This is a genomic window from Acidovorax sp. LjRoot38 (genome assembly GCF_964252975.1).
GTDB classification, from domain to species: Bacteria; Pseudomonadota; Gammaproteobacteria; order Burkholderiales; family Burkholderiaceae_C; genus Acidovorax; species Acidovorax facilis.
Map to the genome: position 1 here is coordinate 419,276 of NZ_CAXUPT020000003.1, position 21,516 is coordinate 440,791.

General features: G+C 65.5%; 17 protein-coding genes. 11 read left to right on the forward strand and 6 right to left on the reverse strand.

Features of this window, described 5'->3' with window-relative positions; all coding sequences use genetic code 11:
* Nucleotides 1-4 precede the first annotated feature (4 nt).
* Nucleotides 5-2,803, reverse strand: coding sequence for a DNA polymerase I (polA, locus tag ACSQ22_RS07060; RefSeq protein ID WP_436129854.1), 2,799 nt, complete (start codon nucleotides 2,801-2,803; stop codon nucleotides 5-7).
* Nucleotides 2,804-2,856: 53 nt separating this feature from the next.
* Between polA and ACSQ22_RS07065 the strand changes: the two genes are divergently transcribed.
* The 4 genes from ACSQ22_RS07065 to ACSQ22_RS07080 all read left to right on the forward strand — a co-directional run bounded on the left by ACSQ22_RS07065 (nucleotide 2,857) and on the right by ACSQ22_RS07080 (nucleotide 6,028).
* Nucleotides 2,857-3,216: a hypothetical protein gene (locus tag ACSQ22_RS07065; protein WP_055401044.1), complete on the forward strand. Its 360-nt coding sequence runs from the start codon at nucleotides 2,857-2,859 to the stop codon at nucleotides 3,214-3,216.
* A gap of 113 nt (nucleotides 3,217-3,329) precedes the next feature.
* Entirely contained in the window at nucleotides 3,330-4,280 is a 951-nt protein-coding gene (locus ACSQ22_RS07070; RefSeq protein WP_436129855.1) for a homoserine kinase, read from the forward strand.
* Nucleotides 4,281-4,404: 124 nt separating this feature from the next.
* Nucleotides 4,405-5,247 (forward strand): BPSS1780 family membrane protein, encoded by an 843-nt coding sequence (locus ACSQ22_RS07075; protein ID WP_121422818.1) that lies wholly within the window; start codon nucleotides 4,405-4,407, stop codon nucleotides 5,245-5,247.
* A complete protein-coding gene (locus tag ACSQ22_RS07080) occupies nucleotides 5,204-6,028 on the forward strand; it encodes an iron dicitrate transport regulator FecR (RefSeq protein WP_436129856.1) in 825 nt (274 codons plus the stop codon). Before ACSQ22_RS07075 ends, ACSQ22_RS07080 begins: the two co-directional genes overlap by 44 nt.
* A gap of 104 nt (nucleotides 6,029-6,132) precedes the next feature.
* Here ACSQ22_RS07080 and ACSQ22_RS07085 read toward each other — a convergent pair whose 3' ends face one another.
* Nucleotides 6,133-8,358, reverse strand: a complete 2,226-nt coding sequence (locus tag ACSQ22_RS07085; RefSeq protein ID WP_436129857.1) for a PhoX family protein — start codon at nucleotides 8,356-8,358, stop codon at nucleotides 6,133-6,135.
* A gap of 322 nt (nucleotides 8,359-8,680) precedes the next feature.
* Here ACSQ22_RS07085 and ACSQ22_RS07090 point away from each other — a divergent pair, with 322 nt between their 5' ends.
* The 4 genes from ACSQ22_RS07090 (at nucleotide 8,681) to ACSQ22_RS07105 (ending at nucleotide 13,700) form a co-directional block, all read left to right on the forward strand.
* Nucleotides 8,681-9,886: an imelysin family protein gene (locus tag ACSQ22_RS07090; RefSeq protein ID WP_436129858.1), complete on the forward strand. Its 1,206-nt coding sequence runs from the start codon at nucleotides 8,681-8,683 to the stop codon at nucleotides 9,884-9,886.
* Between the two features lie 2 nt (nucleotides 9,887-9,888).
* A complete protein-coding gene (locus tag ACSQ22_RS07095) occupies nucleotides 9,889-11,391 on the forward strand; it encodes a di-heme oxidoredictase family protein (RefSeq protein ID WP_436129859.1) in 1,503 nt (500 codons plus the stop codon).
* Between the two features lie 79 nt (nucleotides 11,392-11,470).
* Nucleotides 11,471-12,577 carry an imelysin family protein gene (locus tag ACSQ22_RS07100; RefSeq protein ID WP_436129860.1) on the forward strand — a complete coding sequence of 369 codons (1,107 nt, stop codon included), beginning with the start codon at nucleotides 11,471-11,473 and terminating at the stop codon, nucleotides 12,575-12,577.
* On the forward strand, nucleotides 12,567-13,700 hold the full coding sequence (locus ACSQ22_RS07105) for a DUF1513 domain-containing protein (protein WP_436129861.1): 1,134 nt from the start codon (nucleotides 12,567-12,569) through the stop codon (nucleotides 13,698-13,700). The genes ACSQ22_RS07100 and ACSQ22_RS07105 overlap by 11 nt, the downstream gene beginning before the upstream one ends.
* Nucleotides 13,701-13,781: 81 nt before the next feature.
* Here the strand turns inward: ACSQ22_RS07105 and ACSQ22_RS07110 are convergent, their stop codons facing one another.
* Nucleotides 13,782-14,696, reverse strand: coding sequence for a cupin domain-containing protein (locus ACSQ22_RS07110; RefSeq protein WP_436129862.1), 915 nt, complete (start codon nucleotides 14,694-14,696; stop codon nucleotides 13,782-13,784).
* A gap of 116 nt (nucleotides 14,697-14,812) precedes the next feature.
* On the opposite strand from ACSQ22_RS07110, the gene ACSQ22_RS07115 reads away from it, so the two are divergent.
* The gene (locus ACSQ22_RS07115; RefSeq protein ID WP_436129863.1) at nucleotides 14,813-15,577 is read left to right on the forward strand and encodes an SDR family oxidoreductase; all 765 of its coding nucleotides are present in this window, start codon (nucleotides 14,813-14,815) and stop codon (nucleotides 15,575-15,577) included.
* 52 nt (nucleotides 15,578-15,629) lie between these two features.
* Here the strand turns inward: ACSQ22_RS07115 and ACSQ22_RS07120 are convergent, their stop codons facing one another.
* Both ACSQ22_RS07120 and ACSQ22_RS07125 read right to left on the reverse strand, forming a co-directional pair.
* On the reverse strand, nucleotides 15,630-16,148 hold the full coding sequence (locus tag ACSQ22_RS07120; protein WP_436129864.1) for a hypothetical protein: 519 nt from the start codon (nucleotides 16,146-16,148) through the stop codon (nucleotides 15,630-15,632).
* Between the two features lie 7 nt (nucleotides 16,149-16,155).
* Complete coding sequence (locus ACSQ22_RS07125) at nucleotides 16,156-18,618, reverse strand: UvrD-helicase domain-containing protein (protein ID WP_436129865.1); 2,463 nt, start codon at nucleotides 18,616-18,618, stop codon at nucleotides 16,156-16,158.
* Between the two features lie 44 nt (nucleotides 18,619-18,662).
* Between ACSQ22_RS07125 and ACSQ22_RS07130 the strand changes: the two genes are divergently transcribed.
* Nucleotides 18,663-19,382 (forward strand): hypothetical protein, encoded by a 720-nt coding sequence (locus ACSQ22_RS07130; protein ID WP_436129866.1) that lies wholly within the window; start codon nucleotides 18,663-18,665, stop codon nucleotides 19,380-19,382.
* Between the two features lie 225 nt (nucleotides 19,383-19,607).
* Nucleotides 19,608-20,585 (forward strand): GMP reductase, encoded by a 978-nt coding sequence (locus ACSQ22_RS07135; RefSeq protein WP_121505680.1) that lies wholly within the window; start codon nucleotides 19,608-19,610, stop codon nucleotides 20,583-20,585.
* 30 nt (nucleotides 20,586-20,615) lie between these two features.
* On the opposite strand, the gene ACSQ22_RS07140 is transcribed toward ACSQ22_RS07135, so the two are convergent.
* On the reverse strand, nucleotides 20,616-21,497 hold the full coding sequence (locus ACSQ22_RS07140) for an alpha/beta hydrolase (protein ID WP_228896605.1): 882 nt from the start codon (nucleotides 21,495-21,497) through the stop codon (nucleotides 20,616-20,618).
* Nucleotides 21,498-21,516: the final 19 nt, after the last annotated feature.

Here is a 21,516-nt window from a genome sequence, read left to right on the forward strand (position 1 = left end):
CGGCTCAGTGTGCCTTGTCCCAGTTCGGCCCCACCCCCACCTCGGCCAGTAGCGGCACCTTCAGCGCCGCCACTTCCGCCATCAGGCGCGGGATGTGGGTCTTGAGCCAGTCCACCTCGCTCTCGGGCAGCTCAAACACCAGTTCATCGTGCACCTGCATGATCATCTGGATGCTGGGCTTGTGGGCATCCAGCTCCTTCTGCACCGCCACCATGGCCAGCTTGATCAAGTCAGCCGCCGTGCCCTGCATGGGCGCGTTGATGGCGGCGCGCTCAGCCCCGGCGCGGCGGGGGCCGTTGGGGGAGTTGATTTCGGGCAGGTACAGGCGGCGGCCGAACACGGTTTCGACGTAGCCCATGGATTTGGCTGAAGCCTTGGTCTCGTCCATGTACTGCTTCACGCCGGGGTAGCGCTGAAAGTACTTGTCGATGTACGCGGCTGCGGCCTTGGTTTCGATCCCTAAGTTCTTGGCCAAGCCAAAGCTGCTCATGCCGTAGATGAGACCAAAGTTGATGACCTTGGCGTAGCGGCGTTGCTCGCTGGTGACCTGATCGACCTCCACCCCAAACACTTCGGCAGCGGTGGCGCGGTGCACGTCAAGCCCGGCGTGGAAGGCGTGCAGCAGCGAGTGGTCGCCACTCAGGTGGGCCATGATGCGCAGCTCGATCTGGGAGTAGTCGGCGCTGGCAATCACCCGGCCTGCGGGCGCAACAAAGGCCTCGCGCACGCGGCGGCCTTCGGGGGTGCGGATGGGGATGTTCTGCAGGTTGGGGTCGTTGCTGGACAACCGCCCGGTCACCGCCACGGCCTGCGCGTAGTGCGTGTGCACGCGGCCGGTGCGTGGCAGGGCCAGTTGCGCCAGCTTGTCGGTATAGGTGCCTTTGAGCTTGCTCAACGACCGGTGCTCCAGCAGCTTGGCGGGCAGGGGGTAGTCCTCGGCCAGCTTTTCCAGCACTTCTTCGTCGGTGCTGCGGGCGCCGGTGGCGGTCTTCTTCACCACGGGCATGCCCAGCTTGTCGAAGAAGATTTCGCCCAGTTGCTTGGGGCTGCTCAGGTTGAAGGGCTGGCCCGCAATTTCGTACGCCTCGGTTTCGAGCTGCAGGATGCGCTGGCCCAGCTCGTGGCTTTGCGCGGCTAGCGTGGGGGCGTCAATCAGCACGCCATTGCGTTCGATGCGGTACAGGGCCTCGCTGCTCTGCATCTCCAACTCATAGATGAAGCGCAGCTTGTCATCCGCCTGCAGCAGGGGCCACAGGGCGTTGTGCACGTCCAGGGTCTGGTCGGAGTCTTCGCACGAGTAGGCGGCGGCCTTGTCGACCGGCACTTGCGCAAACGGAATCTGGTGCGCCCCCTTGCCGCACAGGTCCTCATACGTGATGCCCTTGCGGCCGGTGTGGCGCTCGGCCAGGCTGGTCAGGTTGTGGGGCTTGTGCACTTCGAGCACGTAGCTTTGCAGCATGGTGTCGTGCGCGTAGCCCTGCACTTCAATGCCGTGGTTGGCGAACACATGGCGGTCGTATTTGATGTGCTGGCCCAGCTTGTGGTGCTTGGGGGTTTCCAACCAGGGCTTGAGGCGGACGAGCACTTCGTCCAACGGCAGTTGCGCGGGCGCATCGGGGCCTTCGTGCCGCAGGGGAATGTAGGCGGCCTCGCCGGGCTGCACGCTGAAAGATATGCCGACGATCTGCGCACGCATTTCGTCGAGGGAGTCGGTCTCGGTGTCGATGGCCGTGAGCGGGGCTTTGTGCAGGCGCTCCAGCCACTGGTCAAAGTCGGCCCAGTTGAGGATGGTGTCGTACACCACCGTGCGGTGCTGGGCCTCTTCGGCCACGGTGCTGGCGGAATGGTCGGCAAACAGGTCGCCGCTTTGGCCGGGCATGGCGACGGTGGGGGCGGTGGCGGCAGAAGCAGTAGCACCCTTGATGGCAGCAGCCAGGCCCTTGAAGCCGTATTGTTCGTAAAACGGCAGCAAGCCAGCGTTGTCTGGCGCGTCGAGCGTGATGTCGTCAAACGCGGGCAGGCCGGGGATGTAGTCGGCCAGCGCGCAGTCGGTCTTCATGGTGACGAGCTGGCGGCTCAGGGCCAGCTGGCCGCTGGCGATCGCCTCGCGCAGGTTGTTGCCTGCCACGCCCTTGATGGCGTCGGCATTGGCAATCAGGTTGTCGAGCGAGCCGTATTCTTCCAGCCACTTGGCGGCCGTCTTGGGCCCCACCTTGGTCACACCGGGCACGTTGTCCACGGTGTCACCCACCAGGGCCTGGTAGTCCACCATCAGCGCAGGCGGCACGCCAAACTCGGCCGTCACGCCTGCCACGTCGCGGCGCTTTCCGCTCATGGTGTCGATGATGGTGATGTGCTCGTTGACCAGCTGGCTCAAATCCTTGTCGCCGCTGGACACGATGACCTCAATGCCCTGTGCGGCCGCCACGTGGGCCAAGGTGGCGATCACATCGTCGGCCTCCACGCCGGGCACGGCCACTACCTTCCAGCCCAGCAGGTCCACCACCTGGTGGATGGGCTCGATCTGGCTGCGCAGGTCGTCGGGCATGGGCGAGCGCGTGGCCTTGTATTCGGTGTACAGGGCGTCGCGGAAGGTGGGGCCCGAGGCGTCGAACACGCACACGGCGTAGTCGGCCACCACCTCTTTGCGCAGGGCCTGCATCATGTTGATCATGCCGCGAATGGCACCGGTGGCAGGGCTTGTGGGGTCGCCCGGCACCGCCCGCAGGTCGGGCATGGCGTGGAAGGCGCGGTAGAGGTAGCTGGAGCCGTCCACCAGCACCAGGGTCTTTTTGTCAGTCATGCACGGATTGTGCACGGCCGGACTCCACCCAGGCAGCGCTCTACAATCGCCCGATGCGCGCTCTCTACCTCCTTTTGCTGCTGGGCATTGCCTCCGGCACCGCCCTGGCCCAAAATCCAAGCCAAAATGCCCCTCAGGGCACGACGGACAAGCGCGAAGCGCTCTCAAATCAAGAGCAATCTGCAGGCCGCACCAACCAGCGTACCGAGCGCATCCAGGTCGAAGACGCGGGCAGCCGCGTTGATGAGCTGCGTGTGGGCGGGCAAACACAGACGATTTCGGTGCAGCCCAAGACCGGCAACATGCCCGGCTATGAAGTGCAGTCGCCCGATGGCGCACGCAGCCGCGCAGGCAGCAACAGCGGCGCCGAGACCACCACCGCCCCGCGTGTCTGGAACGTGCTGAAGTTCTGAGGCCCCTGCGGCGACTGCGGTATTTGGCAGCGCCACCGCGCTGCCCCCATGAAGCCGCTGCACGCCCTGCCCTTCTTCTGCCAGTTTTTCATTTATTTGTAACCCCCTGAGCGATGGCCGTTTTTACCGAAGTCTCCAACACCGAGGCGCGCGAGCTGCTGCGCCGTTTGCAACTGGGTGAGCTGGTAGAGCTGCGCGGCATTGAGGGTGGCATTGAGAACACCAACTACTTTCTGACCAGCGACCAGGGCGAGTTCGTGCTCACGCTGTTCGAGCGCCTCACGGCGGCACAACTGCCGTTCTACCTGTACCTGATGAAACACCTGGCGCACGGCGGCGTGCCCGTGCCCGACCCGCGTGCTGACAAGAACGGCGACATCCTGCTCACCGTATGTGGCAAACCCGCTGCGGTGGTGAACAAGCTGCGCGGCAAAAGCCAGCTCGCACCCCAGGGCGTGCACTGCGCGGCCGTGGGCACCATGCTGGCCCGCATGCACCTGGCGGGGCGTGGGTTTGACCGGCACCAGCCCAACTTGCGCGGCCTGCCCTGGTGGAACGAAACCGTGCCCGTGGTGCTGCCCCACATCGATTCGGCCCAGGCCGCCCTGCTGCGGTCCGAGCTGGCCTACCAGAACCATGTGGCGGCCAGCGCCACGTATGCCGCTCTGCCCAAGGGCCCCGTGCACGCCGACCTGTTCCGCGACAACGTGATGTTCGATGGCGAGGAGCTCACAGGTTTCTTCGACTTCTACTTTGCGGGCGTGGACACTTGGCTGTTTGACCTGGCGGTGTGTCTGAACGACTGGTGCATCGACCTGGCCACCGGCGCGCACGACGCAGAGCGCGCCACCCGCATGCTGGACGCCTACCAGGCAGTGCGCCCGCTCAACGCGGCCGAACGCGAACTGCTGCCTGCCATGCTGCGCGCCGGTGCCTTGCGGTTCTGGATCTCGCGCCTGTGGGACTTTTACCTGCCGCGCGAAGCCTCGATGCTCACGCCGCACGACCCCTCCCATTTCGAGCGCGTCTTGCGTGCTCGCCTTGCACACCCAGTGCACGCCTGAGCCCTTGTGCAGTGGCCGGAATGGGCCGCTGGGGTAAATTCAAAGCTATTGCACTGCCATGGGCGGCCTTCTGGCTGCCGGCAATGCCCGGGCGCAGGCCCCACCTTTCTTCAGCAGCACCTTCATGAAACTCCACATCGTCCCCGCCCGCACTGGCATGACCTGGGTCAAGCTTGGTATACGGACGTTCTGGAAGCAGCCCATGGCATTGGCAGCGCTGTTTTTCATGACCATGGCGTCCATGTCGCTGGCCTCCATGATTCCACTGGTCGGCCCTGCGGTGGCGCTGATGCTGCTGCCATCGGCCACCCTGGCCATGATGGTGGCGGCAGCGCAAGCCTCGCAGGGGCGGTTTCCCACACCGGCCGTGCTGCTGGTGGCGTTTCGTACCGGGCAGCAGCGGCTGCGTGACATGCTGGTGCTGGGCGCCCTGTATGCGGCTTGCTTTCTGGCGGTAATGGGCCTGTCGGCCCTGATCGACGGCGGGCAGTTCGCCAAGGTGTACCTGGGCGGTGCCCAGCTCAGCAAGGAAGTGGCCGAAGACCCGGCGTTCCAGAGCGCGATGTGGCTCTCCATGGTGCTGTACCTGCCGCTGTCGCTGCTGTTCTGGCACGCCCCGGGGCTGGTGCACTGGCATGGCGTGCCGCCGGTCAAGGCGCTGTTCTTCAGCATCGTGGCCTGTGTGCGCAACTTCAGCGCATTCCTGGTCTATGGGCTGGGCTGGCTGGGCGTGTTTCTGCTGGGGGGGCTGGTGGTGGCGCTGGTGTCGGCACTGCTGGCCACGGCGGGGCTTGCGGCATCGGCGGCTGGCGGCATCATGGTGGGTGCCGCGTTGATGATGGCGGCGATGTTCTTCACGTCGGTGGTGTTCACCTTCCGTGACAGCTACGAGCCCCCTTCAACCCCAGAACCCGAGCCGCCCCATGACACACCACCACCCGACTCTCCTGCTCCTGGGCCGGACTGACAACGAGCTTCTCTGGCACCGGCGGCGCAGCCTGTTGCAGGCCGCCGCCGCATGGGTGGCCGCTGGCGGGTGGATGGCCGCGCAGGCGCAATCGCGCAGCAACATCGTCGAAGTGCGCGGGGATGTGCTGCGCAATGGGCAGGCGCTGACGGCACAGGGCAGCATCGCCGCCGGTGACCGCATCGAAACGGGGCCGGGCTCCACTGCCGTCTTTGCCGTGGGCAACAGCGCTTTCATGGTGCGGCAGAACACACGCCTGGCGCTGGAGGGCGACACGCCGACCGCCGTCAAGGTGCTGCGAGTGCTGACCGGCGCGGTGGCCAGCGTGTGGGGGCAAGGCACCGACCGGCAGGTGATTTTGCCCACCGCCACGGCGGGAATCCGGGGCACCGGTGTGTATGCCGAGGTGTTCCCCGAGCTGGACTACCGGGGCTACTTCTGCAACTGCTATGGAACGGTGGACCTGGCCGCTGGCAACGATAGCGTGGTCAGCCAGTCGGTCTACCACCAGTCGTTCTGGGCCGAGCCTGCGCCGCGCGACGGCCGCCTTCTGACCCCTGCAGGTGCCATCAACCACACCGACGAAGAGCTGGAGTTTCTGGCCGGCCTCATCGGCCAGCGCACGGCCTGGCAGATTGCCGGGCGCAAGGGCACCAAAGACGGCAGCGGGCAGATGAACTACCCCGCGCCCGGCGGCACAACGCGGGGAACCACACCGCCGGCACCCACTGCCCCCACCCGCGCCGTTCCACCGCCCCCCGGCGACACCAGCACCTACTGACCGCCGACCGCAACGCACAAGGCCCACTGGCCAGTGGGTTGCCCTGTTGGTGGCAACCCCCTGGCCAGCGGGCCGGGTCGGTCAAAAAACGAACTAGCGGGGGATCAGGTCCCGATCACGCCGCCGTCGTTCTTGGTGATCACGATGGTGGCCGAGCGGGGGCGCTTGCCTGCGCCGTAACCTGCGTTGGCGGGCCACTGGCTCTGGTACTTGGTGGCGTCGCCCACATTGGCCAAGGCGGTGCCTTCACCGGGGTGCTGGATGTTCACGAAGATGGCCTTGCCGTCGGGCGTTTCGGCCACGCCGGTGATTTCGCTGCCCTTGGGGCCGACCAGGAAACGCTTGAGCGTGCTTTCGGTGGCAGCCTTGCCCACGGGGGTCACGATGTCCAGCTTGGTGCCGTCGGTCTTGGTGTAGCTCAGCGTCTTCTTGCCGCCGTCACCCACCTGGCCGGGCACAGCGGCCAGCATCATGCAGTTGGTCACGTCGGTGTAGGCACCGTCGTCGGTCTGGATCCAGCAGATGCCAGTGGCCTTGCTGAAGGCCAGGCCGTCGGGGCTGGAGAAGTCCTGGTCAGCAGTCAGCGACGAGATGTTGACCAGCGCCTTGTCGGCCCCGGCTTCGGCGCCGAACAGGTACACGTCCCAGGTAAAGGCCGAGACCGAGGCGCCTTCCTTCATGCGCACCAGGTGGCCATTGGGGTTGCCGGTCTGTGCCGAGGTGCCCTTCATGTCGGTGTAGGCACGCGGGTTGGCGGCGTCTGGCAGGTACTGGCTACCCGTGGGGTTCACACTGCGGTTGCTGTTGTTGGTCAGCGTGAAATAGATCTCGCCGTTGGCGGGGTTCACGGCGTTCCATTCGGGGCGGTCCATCTTGGTGGCGCCCACGGCATCGGCCGCCAGACGGGTGTTGATGGCGATATCGGCTGCATCGGCAAACTTGTAGGCTGCATAGCCGCTGATGGCGGTGTTGGCCAGCGCCAGCTCGACCCAGGTGCCCGTGCCATCGGCATTGAACTTGGCCACATACAGCTTGCCGCTGTCCAGGTACTTGTCGCCCACGGCCATGCGGTCGGCGGCATTGGCATCGGCGGCATTCCACAGCGCGGTGGACACAAACTTGTAGATGTATTCGCCGCGCGAATCGTCACCCATGTACACCGACAGCGGCTTGCCTGCCTCAACCTTGCCAAACGCCGCGCTTTCGTGCGCAAAGCGACCCAGGCCCGTGCGCTTCTTGGCCATGCGGGTCTTGTCGTAGGCATCGATCTCGACGATGTAGCCCATGCCATTCATCTCGTTGCGGTAGTCGTCGCTGCCGTCCACCGAGGTGCCGGTCTTGCTGTTGTTCCAGCGCTGGTACTGGTCGGCGGAGCCGCCGCTCTCCCAGCCGTGGCGCGATGCAGCACCCTGGTTGCGGCCATAGCGCTTGAGGGCCGTGACGCTCTTGTCGTTGCCGCGTGCTGCATCGTCGGCAGCGCCACGCGTGAAGTAGCCAAACCAGTTTTCCTCACCGGTGAGGAACGTGCCCCAAGGCGTCTTGCCCGTGCCGCAGTTGTTCAGCGTGCCGCGTGTGGTGGTGCCCGTGGGGGAGAACTTGGTGATCATCTGCGCATTGCCACGCGCAGGGCCCGAGATCTCGATGGGGCTCAGTGCCGTGAGGCGGAAGTTGAGCGCAGAGTTCTGCACGTAGGCCCACTTGCCACCCGACTTGGCGACTTCGATCACGGCAATGCCGTGGATCGCCGTTTCCTTGTCGATTTCGGCCGCAGGGCGTGGCAAGGTGGTCGTGCCGCCGTTGGCATGCAGGAAGTGGGATGACAGCTTTTCGTCGGTGGTGGCTTCGTGGTTGATGGCCAGCAGCCCGCGCTCGATGGCGTTGTCGTTGCGCTTGCCGTCAGCACCCAGGCCAAACCATTCCATGCCGTCGTGGTGGTCACCACCGCGCTTGTCGAAGTCACCATCGGTGCCATCGTTCTTGTAGGCAGCCACGCCTGCTGCAATGGGGTCGCCCAGCGCAAACAGCACACTGGCGGTGTAGCCTGCAGGCACGGCCACCACGTCGGCCAGGCTCTTGGGCACCGCGCCAAAGCCCAGCAGCTTGGGGCCGGCAGGGGGTGGAGTCACTGCAGGGTCGTCGCTGCCGCCGCAGGCCGACACGCCAAAGCCCGCCAGCACCGTGGTGCCCACCGTGCCCACGCTGCCCCGCAGAAGGCCACGGCGCGACAGGCGAGCGCCCAGCACCGCATCAAAGCTGGGGTTGGCAGAGGTGTTGGAGTTCTCGTTGTTGAAGTCAATCGCCTGCTCTGGCGCAGCCACACGGTGGTTCATGGGGTTCCTCGGGTTGTTGGTTACAAAACCCATGGAGCGTAGAAACCGTGGGTGACATCGCCGTGAAGCTTTTGCGGCGGTTTGATGACAGCCGGTCCCTGCAAGCTGGTGGTCGCACCAGAGATGGACATACACAAATACGAATCACTACTATTTGTATAATCAAAACCTGCCTTCGCCCACCCAGCCACGCCCTCGCACCTTGTGGTGCACAGGCTCCCTCAGCCAGTGCGGCCCCTTCGTTGACCACCGCAGCGCCCTTGCAGGCCCAACCGCCTTCCATGCCATGGCCTGCGCGCCCCTTTGCCCCGGAGACCTCTGCATGCCCCATTCCTTTCTGAAGACCTCGGTCCTGGTAGCCGCTCTGGCCCTGTGCACCTATGGCACTCACGCAGCAGCGCAGGCAGGTGGTGCGCCGGCCCCGTCGGCCAACGCACAGGCGGTGAACACCAACATGGTGGCCGCGCACTACGGCCACCTGGTGCATGCCAACTACACAGACACGCTGAATGCTGCCAAGGCCCTGCAGGCCGCAGTGCTGGCATTCACCGCCAAGCCCTCTGCAGAAACGCTGGCCGAAGCCCGCAAGACCTGGTTGGCCGCACGCGAGTTCTACGGGCAGACCGAAGCCTTCCGCTTCTACGGCGGCCCCATTGACAACGACAACGGCCCGGAAGGCCGCATCAACGCCTGGCCCATGGACGAATCGTTTGTGGACAGCGTGCAAGGCAAGGCCACGGCCGGGCTGGTGAACAACCGCAAGTTCACCATCAACAAGAAGAACCTGTCCGCGCAGAACGAGCGTGGCGGCGAAGAAAACATTGCCACGGGATGGCACGCCATCGAGTTCTTCCTGTGGGGCCAGGACCTGTCAGACACCGGCCCGGGCAACCGCAGCTTTGAAGACTTTGTGGATGGCAAGGCCCCCAATGCCGACCGCCGCCGCCAATACCTGAACGTGGTGACAGAGCTGCTCATTGACGATCTCACCACGCTGGTGAAGGCCTGGGCGCCAGATGCCAAGAACAACTACCGCGCCCGCTTCGTCAAAGGTGGCCAGGAATCGGTGCGCAAGATGCTGGTGGGCCTGGGCTCGCTGTCGCGCGGCGAATTGGCCGGCGAACGGCTGGAAGTGGCGCTGAACAGCCAGGACCAGGAAGACGAGCACTCGTGCTTTTCGGACAACACCCATCGCGATGCGGTGACCAACGCACTGGGCATCCAGAACGTGTGGCTGGGCCAGTACAAGCAGGCCAACGGCACGGTGCTGCAAGGCCCTTCGCTGCGTGACCTGGTGGCCGCCAGGGACGCCGCGCTGGCCGACAAGACCACGCAGCAGATCGCCGCATCGGTGGTCGCCGCAGAAGGCATTCAGGCCCCGTTCGATCGCGAAATCATCGGCGGCAAGGACGCCCCAGGCCGCCAGCGCATCCAGAAGACCATCGACAGCCTCACACAACAAAGCAAAGACCTGGTCGCTGCCGCCAACGCCATTGGCATCACCAAGTTGACGCTGGTCCAGCCTTGAACATGCAGATCTCGCGAGCCAAACGCCGCCAGCGCGCTGTGCGCCTGGCGGCTGCCAGCACCGCCATCGTCGCGCTCGCCGGCTTCGGCAGCCTGGGCATTCCATCGCTGACGGCGGCCCCCCAACCCGACCCGCAGGGCGAAAAAACCGGCGGCGAGACCACCGTATTCGCCACCGGGCGCAATGCCTTCTCGTTCCCAGCCGCCAACCTGACCGATGAGGAACGCACGCGCTTTGTCATCGGCAACTCGTTCTTTCGCCGCAACTGGGTCGAGGCCCCTGCATCCACCAAGGCCCGTGATGGCCTGGGCCCGCACTTCATCGCGCGCTCGTGCGGTGGCTGCCACGTGCAGGACGGCCGGGGCGAGCCGCCAGCGATCTTCAACCGCCTGGGCGAAACCAAGGACCCGACCGTGGCCCTGCTGATCCGCCTGTCCATCCCCGGCAAAGACGCGCATGGCGGGCCCAAGCCCGACCGGGTGTATGGAGACCAGTTCAACAACGCGGCCATCCAGGGCGTCAGCCCTGAAGGGCGCGTCACGCTGCGCTACGAAACGATCAAAGGCCAGTTTGCCGACGGCATGCCTTACACACTGCAAAAGCCCGTGTATGGCTTCGCCGACCTGGGCTACGGCCCCATGCACCCGGACGTGACGAGCAGCCCGCGCATTGCGCCGCAGATTATCGGCGTGGGCCTCCTCGAAGCGATTGCCGAGGCCGACATCCTGGCCAACGCAGCCGACCAGGCCGCCGCGCCTGGCCCCATCAAAGGCCAGGCCAACAAAGTGTGGGACGCGCCCTCGGGCAGCACGATGACAGGGCGATTTGGCTGGAAGGCCAATGTGGCCACCATCGCGCACCAGACGGGTGGCGCTTTTCTGGGCGACATGGGCATCACGTCCCGCCACTTCGCGCACGAGACCTGCACCCCCGCACAAAAGGACTGCTTGGCTGCACCCAGCGGCAAAAGTGGCAAGGAAGGCGCCAGCATGCAAGGCCAGCCGGCTGTGGAGATCGACGACAAGACCCTCGCCGACGTGATCTTCTACCAGGCCACGCTGGCACCGCCCGCGCGCCGTAACGTCAACGATGTGCAGGTACAACGCGGTCAGGCCTTGTTTGCCCAGGCCCAGTGCGCCACCTGCCACCGGCCCAGCTACGTGACCAAAGAGGGCCCCTTCCCCACGCTGACCAGCAAAGCCCTGAACGGCCAGCGCATCTGGCCCTACACCGACCTGCTGCTGCACGACATGGGCGAACGCCTGGCCGACAACCGGCCCGACTTTGGCGCCAACGGCCGCCAGTGGAAGACTCCCGCATTGTGGGGCACCGGCCTGATCAAGGACGTGAACGGCCACACGCGCCTGCTGCACGACGGCCGCGCGCGCGGCGTGCTGGAGGCGGTGCTGTGGCACGGCGGCGAGGCCGAAGCAGCCAAGGACCAGGTGCTGAAAATGAAGAAGGCCGACCGCGATGCGCTGGTGAAATTTGTGGAGTCGCTATGAGTATTGACCCCCACGCTCCGCCGCTGCGCGGGTCGCTGCCCCCGAGGGTGCCGCGTTTTCACCTTGGGGCGGCCCGGCGATGAAAACATCCCTCCTTGCTGCCGCCCTGCTGCTGACCGCAATGCCCCCCGTAGCTGCGCAGGCCCAGACAGCGGCTGCCGCCCCCGCCTGGCAGCGCGAGGCCGTGCCGTTCTACGACACCGTACACGCGCTGCAGGGCATCTACGGGCATTGGGCCCTGCCCCGCGCCAAAGATTTTGACCAGAGCGCCCGCGCCCTGGCGCCCTCCGTGGCCGCACTGTGCCAGGCCCCGGCCAGTGACAGCAAGACGGCTCTGGCCGCAGCGCGCACAGCTTGGCACGCCACAGCGCGCGCATGGGAGCAGTTGACCGCTGTGTCGATAGGCCCCGTCATCGCCCGCCGCAGCCAGCGCGCCATCGACTTCACGCCCACCCGCCCCGCGCTGATCGAAAAAGCCATCGTCACCCAGCCCCAGGGCGCCAAGGCCTTCGAGCGCATCGGCACCCCCGCCAAGGGCCTGCCCGCGCTGGAATGGCTGCTGTGGACCCGCCCCGTGCAGCCCGGCAGCCCTGCCTGCAGCTACGCACACGAAGTGGCGCAAGACGTGGCACGCGAATCCACCGCCTTGCAAGCCGCCTTCACCACCGCCGCAGGCACCGACTGGGGCGCCGAGGACGAACAGGAGCAGTCCACCCAGGCCATCAGCGAGTTTGTGAACCAATGGGTGGGCGGAATCGAACGCCTGCGCTGGGCGCAGATGGAAAAGCCCTTGCGCGCCGCTGGATCGGGATCTGGCAGCCGCACCCCCGACTACCCCCGTTCTGCCAGCGGCGACACCCTGGCCGCCTGGGCCGCCACCTGGGCAGGCCTGCGCAGCGTGACCGCCCTGCCCGCGAACGCCGCCACACCCGCGCCTGGCGAGGCGCTGGTGCCGCTGGAGATGTATTTGCGCGGCAAGGGCCTGAACCCGCTGGCTGACCAACTGCACCAGGCCACCGGCAAGGTCGATGCATCGATGGCGCAGGTGCAAAAAGCGGGTGTGCAGAACAAGGCCGCCATCCAGCAGACCGCGAAGGATCTGGCCGCACTCAAGTTTCTGGCCGAATCCGAAGTGGCACCGGCGCTGCAGGTGAGCATTGGATTCTCGGACGCCGATGGTGATTGACCCCCACCGCCGCAAAACGCTGGCGGGGCTGGCGGGCCTGGGTGCGTGGGCGTTCGCTCCAGCCGTTGCGTTCGCCAGAAACAACGGCGCCGTGCATCTGGCTGCCGCGTGGGAGCGCGAAAGCAACTTCCACATCGGGCTGCTGTCCACGCAACCGGGCGCCGGGCAGCCGTTGCAGATCCACGCATCGCTCGAAGTCCCCACCCGCGCCCACGGCCTCTTTTTACTGCCCGATGGCTCGGTGCTGGCCACCGCCCGCCGCCCCGGCGACTGGCTGGTACGCTGGTGGCCCGGCCAACGCGCGGAGCCGCAATGGCTGTGGCAGGACGGTGAGCGCAGCTTCAACGGCCACGTTATCGCCAGCGCAGACGGGGCCCGTTTGTTCACCACCGAAACGGATGCAGAAACCGGCGCCAGCTGGGTCGGCGTGCGCGACGCCCGCACCCTGCAAAAAATGGCCGAATGGCCTACCCACGGCATCGACGCCCATGAGCTGACCTGGGACACGCGCACCACCAACCACGGCGCGCCCACCCTCATCGTTGCCAACGGCGGCGTACCCACCGCGCCCGAAACCGGCCGCGTCAAGCGCGACCTGCAAACCATGGATTCGTCCATCGTGCGGCTGGACGGCCACACCGGCCGCCTGCTGGGCCAATGGCGCCTGCAAGATCAGCGCCTGAGCCTGCGTCATCTGGCCTGGGCCCCCGATGATCGGACCCTGGGCATCGCGCTCCAGGCCGAGCATGACCACAGCACCGCCAAAGACGCCGCCCCCGTGCTGGCTCTGTTCGACGGCACCGCTCTGCGGGTGGTGCCCACGCCCGAGCACATCGCGCAAAGCATCCACGGCTACGGCGGCAGCATGGCCGCCACACCTGCGGGTTGGGCCGTGAGCTGCCCGCGCGCCAACGGTATTGCCACGTACACGCCACAGGGCGAATGGCGCGGGCTGGTGCCGCTGCCCGACGTCTGCCCGCTGGCTGTGCACGGCGGCGCGTTGTGGGCGGGCGGCTTGGGCGCCAGCCTGCAGAACGCGCAGGCCGCAGCGCCTGTGAGCCACGCGCATGGCCGCAGCCTGCGAGGCGTGCGGCTGGACAACCACTGGGTGTTGGCAGCGTAGAAAATTGAAGCCAAAAGTGCCTCTAGCGCTTGCTGGATAAGCGCTAGCAGCTATAAATAACTGAGCAAACCGCCTGCACGCCTACGGCTGGCGCGCAAAGCGCCCGGGCGCCAGCCCCACATGGCGGCTGAATGCGGTGCTGAAGGTGCTGGCCGAGCTGTAGCCCACGCGCGCGGCCACTTCGTCGATGCCTATGCGGCCGTCGCTGCCGCGCAGCAGCTTCTTGGCCAGCGCCATGCGCCAGGCCAGCAGGTATTCCATGGGCGGCACCCCCACGGCGCGCAAGAAGCGCTCAAAGAATGTGGATCGCGACAACGCCGCCTCGCGCGCCAGCGCGTCCACTGTCCACGACTGCTCTGGCGCGCTGTGCATCAGGCGCAGGCCCACCGCCACGCGGGCGTCTGCCAGGCCGCGCAGCAGCCCGGGGGGCGTACCCGCCTCGTCGCTCGACCGCAGGGCCTCGATCAGCAGCAACTCCACCAGACGGTCCAGCACCAGGTCTCGGCCGGGCAGCATGGCCAGGCATTCCTGCCGCACCAGTTGCACCAGGGTCGGCAGCCGCGCCACCCCGCGCACATGCAGCAGGTCCGGCAGCAGCGACACCAGCAACGCGGCGTCGGGCGAATCAAACTCAAAGTAGCCGCCCAGCATGCGCATGTCCGGCGGGCCGTCGGGCGTGCCATGGCGCAGCCCGTGCTCGCCATCGGGCGCTGGCAAACGTTGGGGGTCCATGAACACCGGCTGCGCCAGTGGCTGCTCCATGCCCGACAAGGTGAACCCCGGCGTCGCGGGCATCAGCACAAAGTCGCCCGCCTCCAGCGTCACCGGCTCTTGCCCCGCCACGGCCAGCACGCACTGGCCTTCCAGCATGGTGCAAAAGCTCGGACTGCCGAACTCCCCATAACGCACGGCCCAGGCGCCCGCGCCGCTGATCACCTTGGAGAACACGGCGCGCGGCCGCAGCAGCGCAATCACTTGGGCAAGGGGATCCACCACCGCCGGACTCCTACAAACAAAAATTGGACGTTTGATTGTAGTTAATCCAGCCTTGGCCCGATATCGTTGCACCACCTTCCATCTGTTCCCATCCACCATCCCCAAGGAGTTTCACCATGAAGACCATTCTCATCACCGGCTGCTCGTCTGGCTACGGCCTGGCCACCGCCCGCCACTTTCACGCCCAGGGCTGGAACGTGATCGCCACCATGCGCACCCCGCGCGCTGACGTGTTGCCCGCATCAGACCGCGTGCGCGTTCTACCGCTGGACGTCACAGCGCCCAACAGCATCGCCCAGGCATTACAGGCCGCTGGCCCCATCGACGTATTGGTGAACAACGCGGGCCTGGGGCTGTTCGGCGCCTTTGAGGCCACGCCCATGACCACGGTGCGTGACATCTTCGACACCAACACCTTCGGCACCATGGCGATGACCCAGGCCGTGTTGCCGCAGATGCGCGAGCGCGGTGCGGGCCTGGTGGTCAACGTCACCTCCAGCGCCACCCTGGCGCCCATGCCGCTGGTGGCGGCGTACACCGCAAGCAAGACGGCCATCGAGGGGTTCACCGCGTCGCTGGCCTTTGAACTGGCGGCGTTTGGCGTCCGCGTGAAACTCGTCGAGCCCGGCTACGCGCCCACCACCCAGTTCACCGCCAACGGCGCGGAGCGCATGCAGGGGTTGATCCCGTCCGCCTACGCTCCCTACGCCCAGTCAATCTTTGCAGCCCTGGGGCAGCCAGCCGCCGTGACGACCGAACAGGATGTGGCCGAGGGTGTGTGGGCGGCGGTGAACGATGCGTCAGACCGCCTGCGGTATGCGGCGGGGGCAGATGCGGTGGCGCTGGCGGAAGCGACGGTGGGTGAGCTTGCTGTGGCTTAAGAGCACCCAGCAAACCATTGCCACGCACCGGGCACCCGGCACCTTGGTCCAGTCACTCGTAATGGCTGACCGTGACGCTGTACAACACCCCTGGGCGTACCGGCTGCACCGTCACAGCAACAACCCCATCCGCCACAGACGCGTATTCGGCATAACGCACAAAGTAGCCGTTGTGCGCTTGCACAGCCTCCAGCTCCGATGGCTCCAACGCACGCTCTTGCAGGCCGTTTTGCAGCAGGTAGGCGTTGACGGCAACCACAGCCCGGCCCATATCGTTGCGGGCAACTTCAAACGACACCTCCGAGCGTGGTTGCTTGTTGCCGTCACCCACTGTTCCAAAGTACTCCGGCTCCGTCGCAACCCCCACCGCAGGAGCGCCGCGCACCAGCGAAGAAATCCCGAGGTAATAGGTGAGCGTGCCCCGCTTGGGCGTGAAGTCCTCTTGGGAGATGAGAAAGAGCCATGCACTCACCCAGAGTGCCAACGACGCGCAAGCCACCACGCTCAAGGCGATGCCGAGCACGCGCGGACCAAAATGCAAGCGCAGAAACCTGCCGACAAAACCGATCACCTTGGCATCAATCCACCACCGTCAACTTGGCCACGCTGAGCGCCAGCCACTTGGTGCCATGGCGCGGGAAGTTGACCTGCGCACGCGCGTCGTCGCCCGTGCCCTCGATGGCCAGCACCTTGCCTTCGCCGAACTTGGTGTGGAACACGTTGATACCTGCGCGCAGGCCGTGGGACGGCGTGGTCTTCTGCACGGGCACCGGTGGGCTGGCAAATGTCTCGGATTTAAAGCCAAATTGGCCTCTAGCGCTTGATGGATAAGCGCTACCAGCTCCTGAATTAGGAGCATACGATCCAAACCCTTGCTGCTTGGGCGTAATCCACTTGAGTGCGGCCTCAGGCAGCTCGTCAAAAAAGCGGCTCTTGATGTTGTAGCGCGTCTGGCCGTGCAACATGCGGGTTTGCGAGTGGCTCAGGTACAGGCGCTTGCGGGCGCGGGTGATGGCCACATACATCAGTCGGCGCTCTTCCTCCAGGCCATCGCGCTCGCTGGCGGAGTTTTCGTGGGGGAACAGGCCCTCTTCCATGCCGCCGATGAACACACCGTCAAACTCCAGGCCCTTGCTGGCGTGCACGGTCATCAGCTGCACCGCGTCCTGCCCGGCCTGGGCCTGGTTGTCGCCCGCCTCCAGCGCCGCGTGGGTCAGGAAGGCCGCCAGGGGCGAGAGGGTTTCGCCGGTGTCGGCGTCCACGATGCCTGGCACGGCGGGCTTCAGGGGTTCGTCCAGCACCGGTGCGTTGGGGTCCAACCCCTGGCTGACCGGGCTTTGGGCGCTTTGCGTGAGCGGTGTGCCATGTTCGTCCAGCGGCAGGGCGACGGCGTCGCGGCCAAATCCTTCCTGCGTGACAAAACTCTCGGCAGCGTTGACCAGTTCCTGCAAGTTCTCGATGCGGTCGGCGCCTTCCTTTTCGGTGCGGAAGTGCTCCACCAAGCCCGTGGATTCGAGCATCTGCTCGATGATGCCGCGCAGGTTCAGGCCTTGGGTCTGCTCGCGCAGCACATCGACCATGGCGACGAACGCGCCCAGGTTGGCGCCCGCCTTGCCGGGCACGGCGCTCACCGCGTCGTGCAGCGAGCAACCTGCGGCGCGGGCTGCGTCCTGCAGCACTTCGATGCTGCGCGCGCCAATGCCACGCGGCGGAAAGTTGACGACGCGCGTGAAGCTGGTGTCGTCGTGTGGATTCTCCAGCAGGCGCAGGTAGGCCAGCGCATGCTTGATTTCGGCGCGCTCGAAGAAGCGCAGGCCGCCGTACACGCGGTAGGGCACGCTGGCATTGAACAGTGCCGATTCGATCACCCGGCTTTGCGCATTGCTGCGGTAGAGCACGGCGATTTCCTTGCGCTCAAAGCCGTCGTTGCGCACGAGTTGCTTGATCTCATCGACCATCCACTGCGCCTCCGCCAGGTCAGAGCTGGCTTCGTACACGCGCACGGGCTCGCCCGCGCCCTGTGTGGTGCGCAGGTTCTTGCCCAGGCGGCGGCTGTTGTGGCTGATGAGGTGGTTGGCCGAGTCGAGGATGTTGCTGTAGCTTCGGTAGTTCTGCTCCAGCTTGATCTGGCGCTGCACATCGAACTCGCGCACGAAGTCGGTCATGTTGCCCACGCGCGCACCGCGAAACGCGTAGATGCTCTGGTCGTCGTCGCCCACGGCAATCACGCTGCCGCGCGCTTCAAAGCGCCCGCCCACCTCGTTGCCCGCCAGTTGCTTGAGCCAGGCGTACTGCAGCTTGTTGGTGTCCTGGAACTCGTCGACCAGGATGTGCGCAAAGCGGCGCTGGTAGTGCTCGCGGATGGGGTCGTTGTCGCGCAACAGTTCGTAGCTGCGCAGCATCAGCTCGCCAAAGTCCACCACGCCTTCGCGCTGGCATTGGTCTTCGTACAGCTGGTAAATCTCGACCTTCTTGCGCGAGTCGCTGTCGTGCGCCTCCACGTTGGCAGGGCGCAGGCCTTCTTCCTTGCAATTGGCAATGAAATACGCCAGCTGTTTGGGCGGAAAACGCTCGTCGTCCACGTTGTGCTGCTTGCACAGGCGCTTGATGGCCGAGAGCTGGTCTTGCGTGTCCAGAATTTGAAAGGACTGCGACAGGCCCGCCGCCTTGTGGTGCGCGCGCAAAAGGCGATTGCACAGGCCGTGGAAGGTGCCGATCCACATGCCACGCACGTTCACCGGCAGCATGGCGGACAAACGCGCCACCATCTCTTTGGCGGCCTTGTTCGTGAAAGTGACGGCCAGAATGCCACCGGGCGTGGCGTAGCCGTTTTGCAGCAGCCAGGCAATGCGGGTGGTGAGCACACGCGTCTTGCCCGAGCCTGCGCCCGCCAGTATCAGTGCGTGGCCTGCGGGCAGCGTGACGGCCGCCAGTTGCTCGTCGTTCAGATTGGCCAGGAGGGGCGATGCAGCCGAGGCCGCAGCAGCGTGTGGGGGCACCAAGGCTTCGGGTGCACCCGGGAACGGGTCTTGTGGGAACATGCGGCCATTGTAGAAAGCGCCCCGGCACCCTCCCCCGCCCGACCATGAAAAACATTGCCCGCACCCTGGCCAGCGTCCTGGTCCTCACTTACACAGCCTCAGCGCTGGCCCAGGCCAGCTGCAGCAGTGACGGCTTCCCACAGCCCGTGGCCATTTTCGAGCGCTTCATCAGTGCCGACTGCGAAGTCTGCTGGAGCGATGCGGCCACCCCCGCGCCCTCTGCCACGGCGGGCGTGGCGGTGCTGGACTGGATCGTGCCGGGCAAGGCCGGTGACGAAGCGCCCTTGTCGGCCGCCGCCACCAACGACGCCCTGGCCCGCCTGCAGACCCTGGGCCGCAAGCCCCCTGTCACCACCGATGTCCACACTGCGGCCATCGAGGCCGCCACGCCCGCCCGCCTGCGCGTGGCCCACGGCATGCCGTTCAACGACTACCTGGGCGCGGCCATCGCGTTCACGCCCGTGCAGCGCGCTGCACAGCGCAACGTCGCAACGCCCGGAGCCATGGACTTCTACCTGCTGCTTGTCGAATCCGTGCCTGCAGGCACCGAAGGCACGAGAGTGGCACGAAATATGGTTCGAAACATGCTCCACGGCACGTGGGAAAAGCGCGAAAAGCTATCAAAAAAAGAGCAAATGAAATGGATGGAAACCCGGTCCATGCGCATCCCGGAAGGCGCACAGGCCGAGCGGCTGCGCATGGTGGGCTGGGTGCAGGACGCTCAGGGCAGCGTCCTGGCGGCTGCGCAGTCCACCTGCCGATGACATCGGTGATAACGGTCATACCCGCACGGTTATAGGGTCTGCCAGGCAGGCGGGTAGAATCAATCACCGGGCCCAAGTTTCTTGACGCCCGGTTTTTTGTGCCCGAGCAATCTGCGGGGTTCGGAGCTGGCCACCACGCCAGTGCCCACAAAGCCGGTCCCAAGCCAAGCGCCCACGCCCGCGAAATCCTTCGCAGGCGACCTTTTCAAAGGAGCTTGGAATCTCATGGAAATCTTCGATTACGACAACGTTTTGCTGCTGCCCCGCAAATGCCGCGTGGAAAGCCGCTCGGAATGCGACGCCAGTGTGGAGCTGGGCGGCCGCTCGTTCCGCATCCCCGTGGTACCCGCCAACATGAAAACGGTGGTGGACGAAAAGATCTGTACCTGGATGGCCCAGAACGGCTACTTCTATGTCATGCACCGGTTTGACCTGGACAACATTCAGTTCGTCAAGGACATGCACGCCAAGGGCTGCTACGCCTCGATCTCACTGGGCGTCAAACGACCCGACTACGACACCGTGGACCAGTTGGTGGCACTGGGCCTCACGCCCGAATACATCACCATCGACATCGCCCATGGGCATGCCGACAGCGTGAAGAACATGATTGGCTACCTCAAGCAGCACCTGCCCAAGGCGTTTGTGATTGCTGGCAATGTGGCCACGCCTGAAGCCATCATCGACCTGGAAAACTGGGGCGCCGACGCGACCAAGGTAGGCGTGGGCCCGGGCAAGGTGTGCATCACCAAACTCAAGACCGGCTTTGGCACGGGCGGCTGGCAGCTATCTGCCCTCAAGTGGTGTGCCCGCGTGGCCACCAAACCCATCATTGCCGACGGCGGCATCCGCAGCCATGGCGACATCGCCAAGAGCATCCGTTTTGGCGCCAGCATGGTGATGATCGGCTCGCTGTTCGCAGGCCATGAAGAGTCCCCCGGCAAGACGGTGGAGGTGGACGGCGCTCTGTTCAAGGAGTACTACGGCTCAGCCAGCGACTTCAACAAGGGCGAGTACAAGCACGTGGAAGGCAAGCGCATCCTGGAGCCCATCAAGGGCAAGCTGGCCGAGACGCTGATCGAGATGGAGCAGGATGTGCAAAGCTCCATCAGCTACGCTGGCGGCACCAAGCTGATGGACGTGCGCAAGGTCAACTATGTGATCCTGGGCGGCGACAACGCGGGTGAGCACCTGCTGATGTAAACCAGCACCCGGGCCGAGATCAACGCGAGGTCAGGCCCGCAGCAGGTTCTGCGCCATGTGGTGCAGGTCGTGCCCCGGCTGGGCCAGCGCATCGACGATGCTGAAGTGGTGCAGTCCGGGTAATGCCACGCTACGGGGCACGAAGTGGCTGCCCCAGGCGTTCTGCATCAACTGGTTCTGCCGTAGGAACTCGGGGCTTTCATCCGCCCCCACGGCGCAATAGAGCGTACCGATGGCGGGCTCCAGCAGGCGCGCCGGGCTGCACTGCAGCACTTGCTGCTCCGTGAGGTTCAGCACCGTCTGGTACATGGGGGTGTGCATGATGGGCTCCAGATCGTGGACCCCGGAGATCGACAGCGCATTGCGCACCAGCCCATCCGGCAGACCGTCACCGATCAGCGGCCACACACTGGTGAGCAGCAGGGCCGCCAGTTGGCCTCCCGCCGAATGCCCTGCAACGGTAATCCGCTTCGGGTCGCCCCCATGGGCGGCAACGTGGTGCCACACCCAACCCAGTGCTTTCTCCATTTGCCGCACGATGTGCGGAATGGTCACCGGCGCCTCGGGGGTGCCTGGGCACAACGCATAGTTCACCACCACCACACAAAACCCGGCCTGGGTAAAAGGCGGCGCAATGAACGAGTGATCGGATTTGTCGAGCGACCGCCAGTAGCCGCCATGGATGAACACCAGCACAGGCACCGGCCCGCCCGTGGTACGTGCAGACGGAAACACGTCCAGGGTTTCCCCTGCACCGCTGCCATAGGCCACATCCAGCACACAAGGGACGTTGGCCCGCACCTGCGCAGAATCCCGTGCCCAGCGCTGCAGGTAGTCCATGTGGTCGGGCACCAGAGCACGGTTGTTGTACATGCGCTCCAGCCAGGCGGGGTCATGCAGGGGCAAGGTCATGGGTAGGGTCTCCTGAGGC

Excerpts from the sequence above, each read along its gene's own strand:
- polA (WP_436129854.1), bottom strand. The coding sequence starts at position 2,803 with ATGACTGACAAAAAGACCCTGGTGCTGGTGGACGGCTCCAGCTACCTC.
- ACSQ22_RS07065 (WP_055401044.1), top strand. The coding sequence starts at position 2,857 with ATGCGCGCTCTCTACCTCCTTTTGCTGCTGGGCATTGCCTCCGGCACC.
- ACSQ22_RS07070 (WP_436129855.1), top strand. The coding sequence starts at position 3,330 with ATGGCCGTTTTTACCGAAGTCTCCAACACCGAGGCGCGCGAGCTGCTG.
- ACSQ22_RS07075 (WP_121422818.1), top strand. The coding sequence starts at position 4,405 with ATGAAACTCCACATCGTCCCCGCCCGCACTGGCATGACCTGGGTCAAG.
- ACSQ22_RS07080 (WP_436129856.1), top strand. The coding sequence starts at position 5,204 with ATGACACACCACCACCCGACTCTCCTGCTCCTGGGCCGGACTGACAAC.
- ACSQ22_RS07085 (WP_436129857.1), bottom strand. The coding sequence starts at position 8,358 with ATGAACCACCGTGTGGCTGCGCCAGAGCAGGCGATTGACTTCAACAAC.
- ACSQ22_RS07090 (WP_436129858.1), top strand. The coding sequence starts at position 8,681 with ATGCCCCATTCCTTTCTGAAGACCTCGGTCCTGGTAGCCGCTCTGGCC.
- ACSQ22_RS07095 (WP_436129859.1), top strand. The coding sequence starts at position 9,889 with ATGCAGATCTCGCGAGCCAAACGCCGCCAGCGCGCTGTGCGCCTGGCG.
- ACSQ22_RS07100 (WP_436129860.1), top strand. The coding sequence starts at position 11,471 with ATGAAAACATCCCTCCTTGCTGCCGCCCTGCTGCTGACCGCAATGCCC.
- ACSQ22_RS07105 (WP_436129861.1), top strand. The coding sequence starts at position 12,567 with ATGGTGATTGACCCCCACCGCCGCAAAACGCTGGCGGGGCTGGCGGGC.
- ACSQ22_RS07115 (WP_436129863.1), top strand. The coding sequence starts at position 14,813 with ATGAAGACCATTCTCATCACCGGCTGCTCGTCTGGCTACGGCCTGGCC.
- ACSQ22_RS07125 (WP_436129865.1), bottom strand. The coding sequence starts at position 18,618 with ATGTTCCCACAAGACCCGTTCCCGGGTGCACCCGAAGCCTTGGTGCCC.
- ACSQ22_RS07130 (WP_436129866.1), top strand. The coding sequence starts at position 18,663 with ATGAAAAACATTGCCCGCACCCTGGCCAGCGTCCTGGTCCTCACTTAC.
- ACSQ22_RS07135 (WP_121505680.1), top strand. The coding sequence starts at position 19,608 with ATGGAAATCTTCGATTACGACAACGTTTTGCTGCTGCCCCGCAAATGC.
- ACSQ22_RS07140 (WP_228896605.1), bottom strand. The coding sequence starts at position 21,497 with ATGACCTTGCCCCTGCATGACCCCGCCTGGCTGGAGCGCATGTACAAC.